The organism is Serratia sp. BW106 (genome assembly GCF_002607755.1).
GTDB lineage: Bacteria > Pseudomonadota > Gammaproteobacteria > Enterobacterales > Enterobacteriaceae > Serratia > Serratia proteamaculans.
This window is the reverse complement of the sequence record NZ_MCGS01000014.1, coordinates 1-17,114: the sequence shown is the minus strand read 5'-3', so window position 1 is coordinate 17,114 and position 17,114 is coordinate 1. Positions and strand designations below refer to the sequence as shown.

Sequence of the window (17,114 nt, the reverse complement as noted above, 5' to 3'; positions counted from 1 at the left end):
TTTTTCGCCCCCATCCTTGAAAACAAACGAAGCGGCACTATTTTGTCTATGACCTTCCAAAAAAAGTGGCCATTAGTTCCAGACTGATAAACCCCAACCAAGGATCAAGCATGCCGCTCAGCAACACAGAACTCCGCTACTATGACAGCAATGTCCTGAGGCTTCCCTCGGATAAAAGAACTGAATACCATGCTCAGGTTGATCGGCTGATTACTGAGCTAAAAAAATCCGTGAAAGAACAGGATGAGATCAAAATAACCAAAGTTGTTAAGGCTGGTTCCTTTGCAAAATTTACAATTTTGCGTAAAACACATGAAGATCCTGTCGATGTGGATGTGGTTTTTTATATTTCTGGTAAAGATGTGACCCAGGAAACCCTCGCGAGTCTCAGCGAAAAAATCTTCAACGCTCTGGTAAAACTCTACCCCAACAAATCTGTTGAAGATTTCCAGCTCCAGCGAAAAGCAGCAACCGTGACCTTCGTTAAATCCGGGCTAAATGTTGACGTTGTTCCTGTGATAGAAGACACCGACAAAGCCGGATATGGATGGCAATTCGACATCCATGAGGGGACAAAACTTCATACCTGTGCGCCGTGTCAAATAAAATTTATTCGTGACAGAAAGGATACTGACAATGACTTCAGAACCCTTGTTCGCTTGGCTAAAAAGTGGCGAAATCATGCCGGGTTAACACATCTAAAATCATTTACCATTGAGCTTATTATGGCTTATCTGCTTGATAAAAATGGTAAAGAAGGCAGTATTGAGAACCGCTTCAGGCAGTTTCTGCTTTACATTGCTCAGTCAGGGCTGAAAGAGAAAATCTTTTTCCCTGAGAACGGGAATGATATTCCCGATTTTTCAGATCCGGTTGTCATTATCGACCCGGTTTGCGTAACAAACAATGTAGCCAGTCGTCTGAGCGAGGACGAAAGACTTGAGATTGTAGATGCTGCTGCCGAAGCCTGGGAGATAGCGCATCATGCTTCTGTAGAGAACGATTTGGCTATCTGGAAAGAACTCTTTGGCCCACGTTTAAAAGTAAGGGAAGAAGCATGAGTCAGTCATTTTCTTCAACTGAATCCTACTCTGTGGCGGATGTTCAAAATGTCATGCGTCGGGTTACTGCAGACTTCATTATGATCGCCGAAAGTACAAAAGCCGTCGACGTTGAGCAAGTTAAAAAGTGGGCGCACGATGTAGAGCTTTTAGCATGCAACGGATACCTTAAACACATCGATTTGACACTCCTGAGTGACGGGAAGGAAATCCGGGCTATCCGATATGTTGTAAATTCGGAGGCCGGCGGGCTGCAGACGAGCAGGCCCGGCGGCGTCCTGTGGCCAACCGTACCGGCGCCCTTTCTGAGGATCGTCATATCCTATACAAGCGCCTATGATCAAACCGCAAGGGACAAACTGAAATCCAAACTCATGCTCCCTTGGTCACCCAGTACTGCTGACACATCACATTCCTCCCTTACTTCTACAAAGGGACGTGACTATGAAAGCAATGGATATGGCATAGAAAGAAAGGATTTTTCATGATGAATCAGCAAAATAAAATTTTTGACAGCGAGACGCCGTTACCTGATGGTCACCTTTTATCACGGCAGAAGACATTGCTGGGTTTCGATAATCGGTACAGTAAGATCCGCAATCAGTTACGCTTACTGTTGAACTTGGGGAAACTGGAATCCTGGGGCGTGAAGTTTCATCAGAATAATTTACCCATCTGCAGTCTTGTATCAGACCAGTACCCACTCGTTATTTTTCACGGGGATGTGGGCACTGGCAAAACTGCAACAGCTGAATGTATTGCGAACATGCTTGCAAAAGATTCAGGTGCAGAAGATTCTATTCTTTTTAAAATCAGTAACAGAGTCAGAGGTAGTGGCAAAGTCGGTGAGATGGGAACTCTCATAAACCAGGCATTTGCAGAGGTGATAAAGTCAGCTGGAAAAAATCGCCGTGGCATACTGATAATCGATGAAGGCGACTCACTTGCTTCATCGCGAACGCAGGAGCATAGCCATCATGAAGATAAGGTTGCAGTGAACACCCTCATTCAGTGCATTGACGATCTGAGAAAATATCAGGGGCGTGTCGTCGTTTTCCTGTGTACTAACCGCTTATCCGTACTTGACGCAGCCCTTATCCGCCGTGCCGCTGTCGTGGAGGAGTTTTCTCGTCCCAGCGACGCAGAGCGACTGGCGCTATTTGATATGGATTTACAGGGTTTAGGTTTATCGCCTCAGCAAAAAGGAGTCCTGGTTAAGGCTACGGGTCCTAATGAAGGAAAACCCGGATGGACGTTCTCCGACATTCGAACACGATTGTATCCGGCAGCTCTGGCAAAAGCTTTTCCGGATAAGCCTTTATCATACGATATTATCCTTCAGACAGCTCTCTCACTAAAAGCCTCACCGGTTATGGAGGATCGATAGCATGCCAGGTCAATTTTTGTCAGGAAGACGTATTCATATTACGGGCAGCATTCCTGAGCAAACACAGCTTGCATCTGGCGAAGAGGTGGACAAAGCCCGAGCGTTTGTTGCCTGCCTCGTTCGGGAATTGGTCCGTCAGGGAGCAAATTTTGTGATCCCTGTTGATGCCGAAAAATTTCGCTCCAGTGACAACAAGCCGATATGTTTTGACTGGTTAGTCTGGAATGAGGTCATAAAAAATCTTCATCTCCGGCCTTCAGGGGCCCCAGGGCCGCTTATTATTGCAGTGAAACACCATAAAAATGAGGAGCAAATTCCCGAAGAATATATTGAACAATGGGATGAATATCGGGGCACCTCGCACATCAGGATTGAAAGTGCAGCCCACTGGAACATGGCCAGTAAAAGGATGGAGATACAGTCCCGATCGGGTGATGTGCTCATTACCATCGGTGGGAGTGAGGGGGTGCTGTTTCTCTCAAATCTTTACCATGATGCCGGTAAACCAGTTATCCCTCTCAATTTCAATATTGGGTCAAATAACACAGGTTCCCGTAAAATATTTGAGTATGCTCTGGCAAGCTCGCATTCAGAGAGACTCTTTAAAACAGAAGATGATCGTTCGTCTCATGACTGGATTAATTTGCTGGATTTTCCTAATCGAAAAAGTCCGCAAGAACGTACTGAGACCGTGATACAGCTTCTAAAGAACCTTACCCCACCTACGGCATTTTTTGTCTGTTTAATGAACAGGGAACATGAAGATTACATAGCGGTTAAGAATTACTTTGATTGTGTTATAACACCCGTTATGGAGGATGTACTCGGGTACCGTATGGTCATTGTTGATGGTAGCCAGGGTTATGAACATGCGAACGTCAACCAGGAAGTCTTTGAACGACTTCACCGAAGCCGCGTGGTGATTGCAGATCTTACGGGGTCAAGACCGAACTGCTTCCTTGAGCTGGGATATGCATTAGGAAGAGGGCATTCCACAATGATACTGGCCAAGGAAGGGACTGAGTTACCGTTTGATATTCAGACTGTATCAGCCCACAAGTGGAGAGATGAAGGTATGGTTGAAGACAAAAAGCGTGAATTCCTTGCACACTGGAATTCAATTAAATCCCGCTCGACAATAGTCTCAATGGATCCGTTAATGCCATGAAAGTTAAAAAAGAAATTTTCATCTCTGTTGATATAGAAGCCTCCGGCCCGGTTCCCGGAAAATACAGTTTGCTCAGTATTGGAGCATGTCTGGCATCTGATACGGATGTGAACTTCTCATGCGAACTCAAACCGACAACATCCGAATTTATTCCTGCTGCACTCGAAATAACCGGACTTACACTTGAAGAACTGGAGGACAGAGGCCTTCCACCACAAGAGGCAATGCTGGCTTTCAAACATTGGATAGACCAAGTGACGTCGCCAAATGATATCCCTGTCTTTGTTGGCCTGAATGCCCCCTTTGACTGGTCTTTCATTAACTATTATTTTCACGTTTACCTTGGCGAAAATCCATTTGGCTTTAGCGCACTTGATATTAAAGCATTGTTTATGGGTCGACTGGCAATGTCATGGTCCGAAAGTAAATCATCTCATATGACGAAAGTACTCGATGTACCAATGACCGCTAATCATAATGCACTGAAAGATGCAATATTTCAGGCCAATTTGTTCAGTGCGGTTTTGAAATTTAAATAATTTAAAGTTTTGAGGCTGTCATGCAGAACCAAGAACTGCTAGTTGAGCATTATCATAAAACTTATGATTTAACGTTTTCGGTATGGGAAAGCAGGAATCAGTCACTGCTTATTTTGTTGGCTGTTGTCGGCTTTTCGACACTACTGACCTTTAATGTCTCTGAGGCACAACCATTACTTGTTGATATCATTGCAAAATTATGCGGAATTACAAGCGACGAACGAATAAAGGAGCTTAAGAATAGCTTTCCCTATGGTGTCATACAAAGCATATTCATAATAGTAGTTTTTTATCTTACATTAAATCTTTACCATAAGACTTGTTTTATAAGACGCAGTTATGAGTACTTAAGTGGTCTTGAAACTGATATAAGATTAGCATTAAACCTACCGACCGGTAGTGTAGGTTTTACACGAGAAGGTGATTTTTATAATAAAAATCGAACATTTTCATCTTTTATGACAGGTCTGAGTTATGTCCTCATTCTGGGTGTCTTACTGGTTTCCTTTCTCGGTATGCGCCTGAAAAATGACTGGCATGCCCAAGACTACTTTATCCTCATTCCAGATGCATGTCTGACATTGGGCATAATGTACTTCTTTACTGCTTATGCTCATACTTCATTAAAAAAGTGAAATGTGTAAATTATACCAGCGAATTGTTCAATCACTGCGACAGTAAATTACTCCGTCCGGTAACAGCTGCGAGCATACCTTACTCTGCATTATCCCTGAACATTCAGAGGCCTGCTTCTTCAATTTTCAGTGCTGGTTATCATGAAAATCCTGCTTGCTTCACAATTCAGGAAATAACTCGCACCAGGATCGATGCAGATCCTGGGTGCGAAGGAGAGGCTACTGCATTTGTGCATCATGTGTCTTACATCCATTTTTTACAGCCTATAGTATGTAAATGTGGGTTAACAGTTTATAGGCAGTTTTTAGCCCGGAGCATTTATCCTTGTTAATCTTCTCGTCAGGAAATCCAGTTTCGATCCCTTTCTGCTTATCCTCCTGAATCTCTTCCTTTCGTTTCAGTCGGCGTACACGGCACCGGCAATTATGATGAGTCAGAAAAGACAGGTCCGCAACGACCAGCTACGCAATGAAATGGAGTCCAATATTGATGTTAAGGCAAATCTTGAACGTAAGCGTCATTTCAGGACCGTCTGGCAGATCCTGAAATTCCTGAGAGGATACCTCCGGAGGCAAGTTGGCCAGGTAGCCCTACAGCTGAAGCGTATGTCGGCCAGCGCTACATAATCAGTGTGACGATCAGGTACCCGTAACACGAATTACGGGCGGGGTGTACTATCGTCTGCTATCAACCGGGCTACCCGGGACTGCCTGAGCGCGTCGTGTGCATGAAGGACTGTCACCTATATTGCAATTTTTTCGGGGGCCGGTAATTGAAACCACATGCCTGACGCTTTACTACGATTGCGTCTAGCATCAGGGGAAGCTGGGAAATACTATCCCATCATCTTAGTGGCCATTTCATTTTGGCCAGCGAAAACCGGGGCATGTTAAATGCCCCGGTTTTCGTTTTCCTGCCTGAATGACAGTGTAAAATGAGCTGATCGTCAGCTGATAAACCGTCTATCCCCAGTATTCTCTGAATAAAGCCAGTGCAATTAAATTGTTAAATCCTGCGGATTACATTTTTACTGTCATGCTATTTGGTTTTAGTCATAACGATGAGTTCCCAGGCAATGTCGCCATGAGAAGGATTATGCTGTCTGTGATTCTGAGGAGGCAGGGGATCACCTTTGTTACAGATAACTTCATCACCACAATTGTAGCAGCGATAAATACCTGATTCCGGACATGTAGCTGCCGGAGAAAATAATGAACGCCATACGCTACCTTCAGGCTCAGAAGTTTCTTCCAGATGTTTTTTCGTACTCTGCACGTAAAAAACCATCTGCACATTCCTTTATTTGAGTTGAACAACCATTTTCAGAATAAAGTTTCCAGGTAATTTTTCAATGAAGAAATTAATGTTTTAACTGAAAAATACAAAGAATCTGTCCCGGAAGAACCTTTCAGCGTTGCTGTTAGTTACCCGGATGAAACATTCAGGCTTCTGCGTTGAACCTTGCTCCAGTAGCGCATCGAAGGATGTCGTTCAGGCACTATGCCTGAAATAAACAGAAAGTTCCTGCGGTCAGATACCCTGCATTTGTATCATCGCTATTTCCTTTTATTCACTATATTAAAACCCGCTCAAAGCAGATATGTCAGCGTGTTTATCTGCGGAATATGGGATCTCGCGGTGTAAAGCCAGTAAACAGCAACGATTCTGATGTCAGTGTAAGCGCACCATGATCCGATTTATCAGACATGCCCCTGAATTTTACTTTATGAAAGGCGCTATATTGTCTTTATCAACCAGTATCGGGGAGAAGGTATGGCCAGAATAATACATTCCACCGGCGTAACCTTTGGTGTAACGCCCAGCCCCATTGAAAAGTCTGTAGAGTACAGCGCTGGAGTTCAATGCCCTGAGGGGCTGCCTGCGCTCTATGATAAAACGGGTCATTTTGTTGAAATCGTCAATCACTGGCTTCTTGATCTAAAAACAGTCAGCAGGCTCGTTGACATCAACACAGCAGCCAAAGCAATGCTGCGTTACTGGAGATTCCTCGAGCGCGGAAACCTGGAATGGGATCACTTCCCTCCCGTAAACCGGCTTAAACCAACATACCGGTTCAGGTCAGAAGACCTGCTCTCTGCAGCCAGAGAGGGCAAAATGGCATTCTCAACTGCTAATAGCTGCATCGGGCAGGTGGTACGATTTTATATCTGGGCGATAGAAAACCATCATCTTGTTATCTCAAGTGAAAATGAAGCTCCTTTTAAACTGGAGTTTGTGGCTCGTCAGAACAACGGGATGCTGGCGCACCTCAGACCCCGCGTCCTCATACAAACGAGTGACCTGCGTATCCGGGTTCCCCGACATGCCAATCCGGCAGTTTCTTCGTTAACCCCGCTGTCAATGGAACACCTCAGCCTGATGGCTGCACACCTGAACAATCAGTCGCATGAATTCATATTGATGTCACTGCTTGCCTGTGAAAGTGGCCTGAGACTGAGAGAGGCATGTAGCTTTACCGTGAATGCGCTACAGGAGGCCAGACCGGCCAGTGAGCTAAAATCCCGCTATCACATTACTATCGGTCCCCGTAATGGGGTTGAAACCAAGTTTGGTAAAACACGAACTATCGAAGCTTCTGCGACACTGTTGAACCTGTTACGGCATTACGCATTATCCGAAAGGCGAGGAAAAAGGCTCTCCCGATGGGAGAAGCAATTCCGGCAGGTATCAACGGATCTCCCGGATGCCCCCTTGGGCGGGGCGGATAACCGTGAAATTTATCCCCGCTTTGAGCCCGTTTTTATAAGCCAGCAGGGCAATCCTGTCCGACCGGAAGTACTCAATGCACGATGGGGCACGTTTCGCAATATGCTGCGCCAAAAGGATTCTGGCTTTCGTTACCGGTTTCACGATTTACGGAGTACGTATGCCACCTATCGGCTTCACAGCTTATTTGAAAGTGGGTTGTCCGAAGGGGAAGCACTGGATTGTCTGATGGGCTGGATGGGACATCAGAATGAGAGCACAACATTCAAATATATTCGCTTTCTGAAAATGAATGAGACTCTGAAATTTGCTTTTTCGATACTGGATACGGTCATGAGCCGCATCTCAGAAGCTGACCATGATGGGCAACTTTAAATGAGTTCAGGACAAAATGCATCCCTGGTGCTGCGCCTTCGCAATGGCGGTTATCGTGACATAACAATAGACTTTGATTGTTATAACTTCCGTGGATTTCCGGCTAAAGAACTCTGCAGCCCATCGCTAAGCGTTCTGCGCCCGATCAGTGCTGAATCGCTATTCCTTGCTTTCCGGGATGCTGATTATGCAGAGGCAACAAAATGTTTCCTTTTAGCCAACCTCAAAAAATATGTCGAATACTGCGACAACATATCACTACCTGTTTTCTCACATGAATCAGTCCTGACCTATGGCGGATACATTGTTCAGAGGAATAAAATAGGTGAGTTAAGAAACAGCACGTGTACTCTTACCCTCTCATCGATTAAACGGTGCTTCATTTTACTGGGCAAGCCGGGTTACTGGTTTGATTCAATCCCAACGTTGGGTAAATCTCAGGCAACGCCGCATAAAGCCTACAGTGATAACGATTTGAAAAAGCTGCTCCCGCTATTGCGAGCCCTTTTCAAACAACTCTCCGCCCAATTTTTGAAAGATCCGGATTATTATCTCTTCGCGGCGAATAACAAACCGACAATGACATTTGTGTGGAAAGGTTCGGTTTTTACGCTTTACGGAACCGTCAGCAAGATGATGGCCGCTGCGACTTATCTACTTTCCTATTACACCTGGGCAAACACAACGTCACTGCTGGCCATTAAGCGGCCAGATGAAACCACTCTTTCAACAAAAGAAAAGTGGTATCAGATGCCTGTCTTCAAACGCCGTGCTTTCAGGATCATCACACTCAGATTCGGTGCCCACGGACAGCTCAATATTCCTAAATATTCGCTTGAGTTCTTCAATCAGCTATTAAAAATCTCAGATATCATTGCTGAACACTGGGCTGGAGAGGCCCCCCCCAGACTTATGATAACCATCAGGGACTCTCAGGCATCATCTTTAAGGGCGGAGGAACTATCGCGGTTTAACCTATTCCTTCGCAATAATTTTCACCTGGAAGATGACCAGGGAAAGCAACTAAGAGCAGTCATCTCTCGTTTTCGCGCTACCGGTAGCCAGATGATGCAACTACATCATAGTCCCGCAATGGTGGCTGAGCTTCTGGGAAATACCCCCCGGACGATACGCAGGCATTATTCCGAAGGAAATGTGTTTGATAACCAGTCTATGCTCCAGGATGCCGTCACTGTCATGGCAGATAAAGCCCAATACGGCGAAAATACGGAGCAGGCAAAACGTCGCAGGAAAGAAATACTGGGGGTAGAAATTCTGGCTTACGAGAACCTGCTAAAGATGCATATCCCGCCCATGAAACAGGCTCATGGCAGCTATTGCCAAAGCCCCTTTGGTGAACAGGCCGAGAAATTCCTCTCGCGGGTACGCAGACACGGCCTACTTTCTACAGAGAAATTTGCCTGTTCCGATCTGATGAAATGCTTTTCCTGTCCCCATCAGATAATTGTCGCTGAAGTCTGCGATATCTGGTGCCTGATGAGTTTTAAAGAATGCCTGGAAGAGAGTATTTATCGGCATGTGGACCACCGGCATTTTTATCAGAACTACGCCTCTGTTCTTTCTGCCATCGACAGCATTCTGAACCGTATTGATAAGAAAATTCTGCAGGAAGCAACCTTCAAACTCCGGGACGACGGCCCACATCCACTCTGGCAGGAACCCATTGCCTTTCTTCCGCAAGCCACTTCGGAGGCACCTTGAGCAAAAGCACACTGACAATTCTGTTGCCTCACGATCTCGAAGAGCAGCAATGCCCCGAGGTACTTGATGTTATTGCCCTGCACAAAGCACAACAGCAAAACAGACTGGACGCAGTTACAATTTGCAGGAATGAGTCCGGCAATGTTATTGCAAAATTTGGTGATCTAAGCTGGGATTGCTCACGACTGGTCACAACCAAAAATGCATCACACCGAAAAATTGATTTTTCAGAATTCCAGCCGCACCCAGCCCTGTTATATGAGCTGAAACTTATTTGCTACGGATGGATGTTTACCCAAAATCTGCAGTACAGTGCGCCGACCAAAATGTCGACGATCATTGGTCGCATTTCTGGGCTGAAAATGAGCTACCGCTTTCTTGCAGAAAGCGGTTTAAACAGCATTCGTGCACTCGATGCACCAATACAATGGGCAAAGTTCCTTTCATTCCTTGAGGCCCAGAGAAAAAGCGCGGGGACACTGGTACATATTCTGTGCGCAATACAGCAAGCTCGCCGCTTGTTTCCCTGGCTGGAATATGACAGTTCAGACATGAGTTTCAGCCCGGTGACCCTGAGCAAGAAACTTTGCCGCCCGGAGGCGACGGAGCGGGAACAAACACTGGCTATTCCGGAGCGTCTTGCTGATAAGTTGTTACAGCACGCGGTAAATCTGGTGGAAACTGCGTGGCCTTACAGAACAAGGCTTGGCGAAACTGAACGCCTGCTTCAGGAAAATTATGAAGCAGGTGAGCAGGCCGTAAACGAGAAAATACGTACCGGTGTCTGGAAATGGCTGAATGAAAAAAAAGGGAGCGCTGAGTTCAAACATCATTTTGCAAAAGAGGCCGTTTACTTAGCACCACAAAAATCGCGCGATATTATTGCCCGGCAACTGTCCGGCTACCCGGATTGCCCGGCCATAGCCAATGGTATCTGGTGGTACAAATACCGCGCGAATTTGTTTTCAGCCTGCTTTGTCTGCTGCGCTGCATTTTCGGGCATGCGGGAAAGTGAGCTTTTTGAACTGACTCCTTACAGCTATTACAGCGCAACCTATAACGGCAGAACGTTTCATTTCCTGAAAGCCAAGACTCATAAAATGGGTGAAAAGCACACTGAATGGGTGGTTGCTCCCATTGTACAAAAAGTGATTGAACTCGTGGCTGCACTGTCGGAGCATTTGCGCACGCAGCTCCAGGAGCACGCTGTCACTGCTCGCGAAAAGGAGCTAGCCCACAGTCTGTGGCTTTCACAGGGCCAGCGTTCCACTCAGCCCAAGCGGGTTGCTAACTGGAACCTGCGTCTTGCAGATTATTCCCGGCTGGCGGGCCTGCATGTCAGCCAGGAAGACTACGATGAGTGTTTGCGCGCTAACCCCAACAGCCAAGAAAGGATCAGGAACCATGTACAAATCGGGAAGTGCTGGAAACTGTCGCCTCATCAATTCAGGCGGACACTCGCCTTCTTCACCATAAAGAACAGACTCGGAAATGCTATTGCCATCAAACAACAATTCAAACATCTCTATCTCCAGATGTCTGAGTGGTATTGCGAAGGCGGCATTCCTTCCCGGCTGCATAATGTGGAAATCGATACAGAACTCCAGAAGATGATAGATACGGCAGGGAATGAGCAGATTGCTCAGAAATACTGGAGCTGGTTTAAGGGGAGTGGCGTTTTATCAGGCAGTCATGGAAAAGACATCGTGAAAATGCGAAATGACCTTCCTCTCGTTTACCGCAACTGGGAAAGCCTTCTGAAACAGGTGAAAGAAAAAAGGCTGACACTTCATGGCACCCTGCATGCCTATTGTAAAAATGGTTATGACTGTGACATGGGCGGCGTAATCAACCCGGCTTTCTGTGTCGATTGCGGCTCACATGGCAGCATTATCGATGAAGAACAGGCGATATGGTGGAAGAACAAGCATGACAACCTGACCCGCTGGCTGACCGATAATCCCGGCGCTTCTGTTGCAGAATTTACTCACTGCATGACGCAAATTCGAGCGGCTGAGAAAGTCATGACGGACTTTTCTGTCAGTTTCGCTCCTTATCAGTCTGAACCCCGGGTAAGAACCGATGAGTAAAAGAGATAACACCTTGCTAATCCTTGAAGAGGCGCTGGCTCGTGTTCTGAGCGGCGATACCCGACGGATCCCCCCGACCAGAAAACTCAGTGCCCGTGCCGTTGAGACAGAGGCTGGCCTTAGCAACGGAAGTGCATATTATTACCCTGAATTTATAGAAAAGATTTCGACACTCAAACACAAGTCTGATCCATCAGTACCACCCCGCAGCTCCGCAAGCAGAATGGGAAAATGGAAGGAAAAAGCGCAGGAAGCGGAACGTCTTAAAAGTAAGTTTCGTGGAGAATGTAACGAGTTGAAGCAACTGAATGCACAGATAGCTGCAGATCAATACCGGCAAATGATGGCCCTGCAGGAAGCAATACAAAAAATAACAGAACTGGAAAAAATCATCGAAAATCTCAATGCAGAACTGATTGATACCCGGCGGCGAAATATTAAGCGAATTTAGTTGCCAGGCAGATCTCTGCGTTATCTGTGACTTCTGGCTACCCATCAGTGAGGCATAAGAAAAGGTGATCCTGGTAGCCAACGGGAAACGGGTAACAAAGCCACCAGAAGCACACGGGAGAGATTTTAGCGCAACAGGCATGGGGCAATGCAACCCCTCTGCACAGAAGTGTATCTTTCGTGCATCAGGCTGAACGTCATCATGGTAAGCAGCAGGATTTTCCGAGCCATCATGAAGAATGCTGCGGAAGAGTAATTTAATGCAAAGGGGAGAATATGAATAAAGGAAAAGTAACTTTTCTTTCTGAGCAACATCCCGTGAAATGCTGGCCATTATCAAGCGGAAAGCTAGTCAGAGCAGCACAGGGTTATAGTACGGGTATGCTTGCTGGCGTTTATCCGGCCCTAATTAGCAGCAAAATTAAAGAACTAAAAGCCGTTCAGGATTGCAGATCATGACCAGTAAAGATTTACATCTAAAAGCTGTAGCGCTTTTTGAAGGAAACCAAGATGCCGCTTTGAAATGGTTCAACGCCCCGAACAGAGCATTAGACTGGAAAACACCTACTGAGGTCATTGGTACCGAAGAAGGAAAATTAATGGTTGTTTCATTAATTTTGCGTATAGAACATGGGGTCTACTCTTAAGCTTGGAGTGCTCATACAACCGCATGCATTTCTCACTCTCATGGTCAGGTGAGATGGAAATACCGCCGGGACCGATTACAGGGCATTTCAGTGTAATTGCCCTCGTCATTTCGCATCGTATACGTTACATATACGGCATTTTTTAGTGTTTTTGTAATGTATACGATGCGAAAAATGTACGTATGAAGATGCTCTCCTACATAAGTCCCCCTACCACTTCATCCCTCGATTTCTTTCAATTTACATCCTAAAAAACAGGGCTAAACGGCCAGAGACACCAGCTTCAAATGTTACAATCTGGTTATTGCCCATACCAAAGAGCTTGTTGACATGCCTGATTTGATTCCAACTCTGAAAAAAATATTTTTTCTGAAAAAATCAAACAACACACATAATTCATTGATTTATCTTAATTCTCAGAATAATAAATTTAGATGGTGTATGGGTATTGCGTCACCATGCGCTAAGCGCGAAAATCAGCGCAAACCGAGGCCAGGGCAATCCCTGGCCTTTTCTTTTCGTGCTCTTTACCGTTCCCTTCAACACAAATTTTTATTTTCTGCCATTATTTTGCCTGATCAATGAGCGGAGCTCATGCAAGCATCCGCGACTCTGGAGAACACCGATGCTGTTCAAGCTATTTAAAAACATCACGTTGGCTTTTTTTGCGTTGATGGTCGTCCAATCCAGTGCGCTGAGTTTTACTCTGGAAGTCTCGGGCAACATCAAAAACACCACCGACCCGGTAAAGAAAAGCTATCTGTTTACCGATAAACAACTGTTGGCAATGCCGGTGCAGAGCATCACCACCTCAACCTCCTGGACGCCGCAAAGAAAGTTCGAAGGGATTGCTGTGGCGGACATTTTGGCGCGTGTGGGCGCCAAAGGCAGCACGCTGACGTTTTATGCGCTGAACGATTATTACATCGACGTGCCGCTGTCCGACGTCGAAAAATACAATATGATTTTGGCCTACAAGATGGACGGCGTAATGCTGAAGGTCAGAAACTTCGGACCGCTATTTTTGGTTTATCCCAGGGATGCCGCAGGGCCTGAGTTGAATTCCCCGCTCTACAACTCACGCTTTATCTGGCAAGTGGACAGGATTGTGATCAAATGAAGCTCACAGGGTTTAAAAACAGCAGCAGGCTGGCGATCCCGGCGATTTTTGCCGCCTTGTTTCTGGTGGCCTCGACGGTAACGCTGTATTACTACAGTGCGACCCTGTCAAAGAAAGGGTTGTATGCTATTGCCGGTACTCAGGAAAATTACTCCTGGTCGATCGCCAAATTCTCCATCAAGCTGGCCGAGTTTGATACGCTGGTCGAACAGCTGAAAAATGCACCGCAGGTGGATGCCGAGGATCTGCGGCTTAAATTTGAAATCCTTTATTCCCGTTTTTACGTGCTGGAAACGGTGTCCGAATCCACCCAGCCACTGTACGCCGAACCGGGTTATCCCGAGGTGGTCGCACACATGCGGGCGAAAATGGATCAGATTGATACTCTGCTGAACAGCCCAAAGATTGATTTCTCGTTGATTTCGCAGGCCATGCGGCAGATCAAGCCTTACGCGATTGAGATGGCCAACCTGACCGACCACGCCGAAGTGAAGCAACGCACCGCCGCCTACGAAGACTATATCGAAAAACGACATATCATTTTTTACGGTCTGGTGATCGTGATGTTCTCGGTGATCGCCTTGATTGCCATCACTCTGATTGTGCTACGTCAACAACGCCTGACCATCCGCCAACAGGCCAAGGCAATTGAGGCGGAGAAAGCCACCCGCACCAAAAATGCCTTTCTGGGGGCTATCGGTCATGAGTTACGCACCTCGCTGCAGAGCATTATGTCCGCCATTGATGTGCTGGTGAATACCAAGGTGTCAACGGAGCATGCAGATACCTTCCAGCGGCTGGAAACCGCCGCCCAGCAAATTGAAAGCCAAATGAAAGATCTGACCGATTATGCCCATCTGGACAGCGGTATGATGGAACTGCGCATTGCCTCCTTCGACGTCCAACGGCTGGTCGAGGAAACGGCTAACGAAATCAATATGCTGCGCCAGAAAGATCAGGTGACGCTGCTGTGTGAGGTGGAGTGCGGTCATCTGCAGATACATTCTGACCCGCTGCGCATCAGGCAGATTATCGTCAACCTGCTGACCAACGCGTTCAAGTACACCGAAAGCGGTACCATCACGCTGTACAGCAGCCTGCGACGCCAGCCGACCGGCAATTCGTTGATTATTGAAGTTACCGACACCGGCATCGGAATCGAAAAAGAGATGCTTGACCAGATATTCCGGCCTTTCACCCAGTTGGACCAATCCCATACCCGGCAGTATGGCGGCGTCGGGATGGGGCTGGCGATTGTGCATGGGCTGGTCACGCTGCTCGACGGCAGCATTACCGTCTACAGCGATATCAAAAAAGGCAGTACCTTTATCGTCAGTATTCCGGTCGAGGTCAGCGACGATCAACAACTGGACGAAATACCGCACCACCACCAGGGTCTGCTGCGCAAACAGCAGCATGTTTTGGTGGTTGATGACAACAAATCGGTGAGTGACGCTTTCGCTGCGCTATTGGACAAACTCGGCTATCAATATGAACTGTGCAACTCGTCGGAACGGGCGCTGCAAAAGCTGCTCAGGCGCCCTTACGACGCATTGCTGCTGGACTTGCAAATGCCCGGCATTGACGGTGCCGCGCTGGCGAAACAACTGCGTAGCCAGCGGGGCCCCAATCGCCAAATCCCGATTGTCGGTATCAGCGCTTATAGCCCGGAACAGCTGGCTGCCGAGCAGCGGGCGCTGTTCGACAACTATTTAATGAAGCCGGTGCGGTTGGACGCCTTGTCATCCGCACTGGCCTCACTGCTGATCGCTAAAGGTTAAAACACCGCAGCAGCGCGGCTTCGATCACATGGAGCCGTACTGGCTTTTCATAAGGACCCAGCACGTCATAATCACGCATCGCCCTGGCGATTTCAGACTCACGCTGATCGGTGCCCAGTTGGCCGGTCAGCACCAGGACTGGCGCATCCGGGTTGTCTGAAGCGCGGATGGTTTCAATGCATTGGTCTGCCGTTTCCTGGCCGATCAGCCAGTCGACCACATAACCGTCGAACAGGCTCTGCTGCAACGCCAGGCAAAAACTGCTGACGTCATAAAACGCCACCGCATGGAAACCCCGCCCGTTCAGGTATTTTGTCAGTTCATCGGCCGCCTGATGTGAATCATCCAGGACCGCAATGCTCAAACGCTCGTCTTCGACGGCGGCTGGGCGAACCTCGATCAGTTCCACGCTGTAACGCTGGCCCTGCGGCGCATCATCCGCACGATAAACACACCATTGCCCTGCCTGTTGCAGCGCGACATATTCCGACGTCCTTCCGCCAACCAGCTCATGGCCGATATAGCCGACACAGGCTAACTCCGCACCGCCGACGTAAAAGATGGCATCTCGTGCAATAGTTTGCGCGGAGATGTCATTTTCAGTACCGAGATCCACGATCGCTGACGGCGTCTCCCCTAATGCCGCCGCAACGTTGTTAATCTGCTCCAGAGTCCAGGGACTTTGCCCCTTCAGCTTACGGTGCGCATGCGAAAAACTCAGATCCAGAATACGGCTGAGCTCTTTAGCATGCTGACGCTTGCCAATCCCATAATGTACAAACAGTTCCCTGACCCGGTTTGCAATCGACTGTGAATCGAATTTTTGGTGATTGTTATCCATTTTTTCCTTCGATTTTTTTTGCTGTTTTTTCAGTCGTTTTCATACTTGCCGTGCAAAAAAGCGATCCAAAACTGGTATATCATACAATGTACAATCTAAACATTGCTTGACATACCACATCATATAGTCAAACATGGTATCAGAAGAGACACACAGCAACACCACAATAAAAATATAACAATAGTAAGAACGCATCACCAATAATCACAATGACACCAGGGAAAGCTCGTTTCGATTACGGCGCAGAGAGAATGTATGCAACAGACCCTCGCCGTAAATGGGCCGTAAGCGCTAAACTGTTTTACCGCGTTTTGAACCGGGATCCGCAAGGGTCCCGTTTTTTTTGTCGTTTTTACCGCAAAGCGGCGTGATACATCATACGTGCTCCCTCCGTCATCACCCCGTTAAAATCCAAAAAAATAGGGCCAGCAAGCTGACCCCAGGGTTTCAGTAACAGGATTTAAGTTCGTTGGATCAGAACTTCCAGGTGAAACCGGCGTTGACGCTGTTGTCCTGGTAGTTTTGCGACAGCAGGCCACCGTAGCCCAGCGACAGCGTGGCATTCTTGTT

At 47.1% G+C, this 17,114-nt stretch carries 19 protein-coding genes; 16 read left to right on the top strand and 3 right to left on the bottom strand.

Translation table 11 applies throughout. The features are described 5' to 3' along the window. The first annotated feature begins 110 nt into the window (after window positions 1-110). The 7 genes from BEI65_RS11330 (at window position 111) to BEI65_RS11300 (ending at window position 5,417) form a co-directional block, all read left to right on the top strand. On the top strand, window positions 111-1,061 hold the full coding sequence (locus BEI65_RS11330; protein WP_099063420.1) for a CBASS oligonucleotide cyclase: 951 nt from the start codon (window positions 111-113) through the stop codon (window positions 1,059-1,061). Beyond that, window positions 1,058-1,549: a hypothetical protein gene (locus BEI65_RS11325; RefSeq protein WP_099063419.1), complete on the top strand. Its 492-nt coding sequence runs from the start codon at window positions 1,058-1,060 to the stop codon at window positions 1,547-1,549. The genes BEI65_RS11330 and BEI65_RS11325 overlap by 4 nt, the downstream gene beginning before the upstream one ends. After that, the gene (locus BEI65_RS11320; protein ID WP_099063418.1) at window positions 1,546-2,448 is read left to right on the top strand and encodes an ATP-binding protein; all 903 of its coding nucleotides are present in this window, start codon (window positions 1,546-1,548) and stop codon (window positions 2,446-2,448) included. Before BEI65_RS11325 ends, BEI65_RS11320 begins: the two co-directional genes overlap by 4 nt. Window position 2,449: 1 nt before the next feature. Continuing rightward, the gene (locus BEI65_RS11315) at window positions 2,450-3,616 is read left to right on the top strand and encodes a hypothetical protein (RefSeq protein ID WP_099063417.1); all 1,167 of its coding nucleotides are present in this window, start codon (window positions 2,450-2,452) and stop codon (window positions 3,614-3,616) included. Further along, the gene (locus BEI65_RS11310) at window positions 3,613-4,155 is read left to right on the top strand and encodes a 3'-5' exonuclease (protein WP_099063416.1); all 543 of its coding nucleotides are present in this window, start codon (window positions 3,613-3,615) and stop codon (window positions 4,153-4,155) included. Before BEI65_RS11315 ends, BEI65_RS11310 begins: the two co-directional genes overlap by 4 nt. Before the next feature lie 20 nt (window positions 4,156-4,175). Continuing rightward, a complete protein-coding gene (locus BEI65_RS11305) occupies window positions 4,176-4,790 on the top strand; it encodes a hypothetical protein (RefSeq protein ID WP_099063415.1) in 615 nt (204 codons plus the stop codon). Between the two features lie 321 nt (window positions 4,791-5,111). Continuing rightward, the gene (locus tag BEI65_RS11300) at window positions 5,112-5,417 is read left to right on the top strand and encodes a DUF1003 domain-containing protein (protein WP_099063414.1); all 306 of its coding nucleotides are present in this window, start codon (window positions 5,112-5,114) and stop codon (window positions 5,415-5,417) included. 412 nt (window positions 5,418-5,829) lie between these two features. Here BEI65_RS11300 and BEI65_RS11295 read toward each other — a convergent pair whose 3' ends face one another. Then, the gene (locus BEI65_RS11295) at window positions 5,830-6,078 is read right to left on the bottom strand and encodes a protein L (protein WP_198404432.1); all 249 of its coding nucleotides are present in this window, start codon (window positions 6,076-6,078) and stop codon (window positions 5,830-5,832) included. 486 nt (window positions 6,079-6,564) lie between these two features. On the opposite strand from BEI65_RS11295, the gene BEI65_RS11290 reads away from it, so the two are divergent. The 9 genes from BEI65_RS11290 (at window position 6,565) to BEI65_RS11260 (ending at window position 15,703) form a co-directional block, all read left to right on the top strand. Then, a complete protein-coding gene (locus tag BEI65_RS11290) occupies window positions 6,565-7,893 on the top strand; it encodes a site-specific integrase (protein WP_099063413.1) in 1,329 nt (442 codons plus the stop codon). Then, entirely contained in the window at window positions 7,894-9,615 is a 1,722-nt protein-coding gene (locus BEI65_RS11285; protein ID WP_099063412.1) for a hypothetical protein, read from the top strand. Continuing rightward, entirely contained in the window at window positions 9,612-11,705 is a 2,094-nt protein-coding gene (locus BEI65_RS11280; RefSeq protein WP_099063411.1) for a hypothetical protein, read from the top strand. The genes BEI65_RS11285 and BEI65_RS11280 overlap by 4 nt, the downstream gene beginning before the upstream one ends. Then, the gene (locus tag BEI65_RS11275) at window positions 11,698-12,156 is read left to right on the top strand and encodes a hypothetical protein (protein WP_099063410.1); all 459 of its coding nucleotides are present in this window, start codon (window positions 11,698-11,700) and stop codon (window positions 12,154-12,156) included. Before BEI65_RS11280 ends, BEI65_RS11275 begins: the two co-directional genes overlap by 8 nt. 275 nt (window positions 12,157-12,431) lie before the next feature. Continuing rightward, on the top strand, window positions 12,432-12,614 hold the full coding sequence (locus tag BEI65_RS26800; RefSeq protein WP_157765445.1) for a hypothetical protein: 183 nt from the start codon (window positions 12,432-12,434) through the stop codon (window positions 12,612-12,614). Beyond that, window positions 12,611-12,802 carry an MbcA/ParS/Xre antitoxin family protein gene (locus BEI65_RS11270; RefSeq protein WP_232519078.1) on the top strand — a complete coding sequence of 64 codons (192 nt, stop codon included), beginning with the start codon at window positions 12,611-12,613 and terminating at the stop codon, window positions 12,800-12,802. The genes BEI65_RS26800 and BEI65_RS11270 overlap by 4 nt, the downstream gene beginning before the upstream one ends. A 330-nt stretch (window positions 12,803-13,132) precedes the next feature. Beyond that, window positions 13,133-13,387, top strand: coding sequence for a hypothetical protein (locus BEI65_RS26975; RefSeq protein WP_198404431.1), 255 nt, complete (start codon window positions 13,133-13,135; stop codon window positions 13,385-13,387). A 40-nt stretch (window positions 13,388-13,427) separates the two neighbouring features. Further along, window positions 13,428-13,922, top strand: coding sequence for a molybdopterin-dependent oxidoreductase (locus tag BEI65_RS11265; protein ID WP_099063409.1), 495 nt, complete (start codon window positions 13,428-13,430; stop codon window positions 13,920-13,922). Beyond that, the gene (locus BEI65_RS11260; RefSeq protein ID WP_099063408.1) at window positions 13,919-15,703 is read left to right on the top strand and encodes an ATP-binding protein; all 1,785 of its coding nucleotides are present in this window, start codon (window positions 13,919-13,921) and stop codon (window positions 15,701-15,703) included. Before BEI65_RS11265 ends, BEI65_RS11260 begins: the two co-directional genes overlap by 4 nt. Here BEI65_RS11260 and BEI65_RS11255 read toward each other — a convergent pair. Together BEI65_RS11255 and BEI65_RS27400 are read right to left on the bottom strand one after the other, a co-directional pair. Then, window positions 15,693-16,544: a helix-turn-helix domain-containing protein gene (locus BEI65_RS11255; RefSeq protein WP_099063407.1), complete on the bottom strand. Its 852-nt coding sequence runs from the start codon at window positions 16,542-16,544 to the stop codon at window positions 15,693-15,695. The two genes, BEI65_RS11260 and BEI65_RS11255, sit on opposite strands and share 11 nt — an antisense overlap. 474 nt (window positions 16,545-17,018) lie before the next feature. After that, window positions 17,019-17,114 (bottom strand): autotransporter outer membrane beta-barrel domain-containing protein (locus BEI65_RS27400; RefSeq protein ID WP_157765444.1); only part of this gene is annotated, 96 nt, incomplete at its 5' end.